General features: G+C 73.3%; 1 protein-coding gene. It reads left to right on the top strand.

The features are described 5' to 3' along the window. Positions 1 to 107: 107 nt before the first annotated feature. Positions 108 to 2,017, top strand: a 1,910-nt coding sequence (locus tag GL263_RS25635; RefSeq protein WP_182858125.1) for an AMP-dependent synthetase/ligase, incomplete at its 3' end; no start/stop codon positions are given.

Here is a 2,017-nt window from a genome sequence, read left to right as displayed (position 1 = left end):
CCCCCACCGCAGGCCGCCCGCACCACAGGTCGCCGTCGCCACCCCGCCGTGGCACGGCCCGACCGCACCGCGATCCCCCGGACCGCAGCCGCCGACAGGAGCCGAGGATGAGCGTACGCAGGGATCTGAGGAAGGCACGGCAGCGCGGCGACCTCGCCGCCCGCGTCACCGTGGAACTGGTCAGGGAGGACGGCGTCGTGCGTGAGGCCCGCGCCTCGCACCTGGTCGCGCCGGAGACCTCCGGCAGCGTCGCCGACCTGCCGTTCGACGCCGCCGCACGCGAACCCGACCGGGTCGCGCTGCGCCGGCGCACCGAGGACGGCTGGCGGCCGGTCACCGCGCGGCGGTTCGCCGAGGAGGTGTCCGCGGTGGCCCGGGGGCTCGTCGGGGCCGGACTCGCCCCCGGCGACCGGGTCGTGCTGATGTCACGGACCCGCTACGAGTGGGCGGTCCTGGACTTCGCGATCTGGGCCGCGGGCGGTCAGAGCGTGCCGGTGTACGCCACCTCCTCAGCGGAGCAGGTGGCGTGGATCCTCCAGGACTCCGGCGCCCGGCTGGCGGTGGTCGAGAACGCCGACAACGCCGACACCGTGCGCCGGGCCGCCGCGTCGCTCGCGGAGGAACGGACGGTCTGGCAGCTGACGGCCGGCGGACTCGCGGAACTCGAAGCGCTCGGCCGCGACGTGCCGGAGGCACGGCTCGCCCGGCGACGCGCCGACCTCACCCCCGACACCGTGGCCACGCTCTGCTACACCTCGGGGACGACCGGGCGGCCCAAGGGCTGCGTGATCAGCCACGGCAACCTGCTCGCGGAGGCAGGCAACACCATCGAACTGCTGCACCCGGTCTTCCGGGAGGTGACCGGGCAGGAGGCGTCGACGCTGCTGTTCCTCCCGCTCGCCCACATCCTCGGACGGACCATCCAGATCGCCTGCCTCAAGGCGGGCATCGAGATCGGCCACTGCCCGAGCATCAAGCCCGACGAACTCCGTCCCGAACTGCGGTCCTTCCGCCCCACGTTCGTGGTCGGCGTGCCCTACCTCTTCGAGAAGATCCACGACACCGGCCGGGCCACGGCCGAACGCATGGGACGAGGGTCCTCCTTCGACCGCGCCGACCGCGTCGCCGTCCGCTTCGGAGAGGCCGCGCTGGCCCGCCACCTCGGCACGGGCAAGGGCCCGGGACCGGGTCTGACCCTCGCCTGGGCGCTGTACGACCTGCTCGTCTACCGCCGGGTGCGCAAGGAGCTGGGCGGCCGGCTCAACTACGCGATCAGTGGTGGTTCCCCGCTGGACAGGCGGCTGAACCTGTTCTTCTACGCGGCCGGAATCATCGTCTACGAGGGCTACGGCCTGACCGAGACGACCGCCGCCGCCACCATCACCCCGCCGCTGCGGCCCCGCCCCGGGACTGTCGGCCAGCCCGTTCCCGGCACGGCCGTGCGCATCGCCGACGACAGCGAGGTGCTGATCCGGGGCGGCATCGTCTTCGGCGGGTACTGGCGTGACGCCGCCGCCTCGGACGAGGTTCTGCACGACGGCTGGTTCCACACCGGCGACCTCGGCGCCCTCGACGACGAGGGCTACCTGACGATCACCGGCCGCAAGAAGGACATCCTCGTCACCTCCGGCGGCAAGAACGTCTCCCCGGCGGTCCTGGAGGACCGGGTCCGCAGCCGCCCGCCGGTCGCGCAGTGCGTGGTGCTGGGGGAGGGGCGCTCCTACGTCAGTGCCCTCGTGACCCTGGAGGCGGACGCGACGGCCCACTGGCTCACCGTGCGCGGCCGCCCCGCGGACACCCCGCTCTCCGCGCTGCGGGAGGACCCCGAACTGCTCGCCGACGTGCAGAAGGCCGTGGACTACGCCAACGAGGCCGTCTCACGCGCCGAGTCGATCCGCCGCTTCCGCGTCGTCACCGGAGAGTTCACCGAGGAGAACGGCCTGCTCACCCCGTCGCTGAAGGTCAGGCGGCGGGCGGTGCTGGAGGCCTACGCCGACGAGATCGAGGAGCTCTACGG

Source organism: Streptomyces durbertensis (genome assembly GCF_014156695.1).
Classification (GTDB): domain Bacteria; phylum Actinomycetota; class Actinomycetes; order Streptomycetales; family Streptomycetaceae; genus Streptomyces; species Streptomyces durbertensis.
The sequence above is the reverse complement of the archived record's forward strand: the minus strand, read 5'-3'. Positions and strand labels throughout refer to the sequence as shown.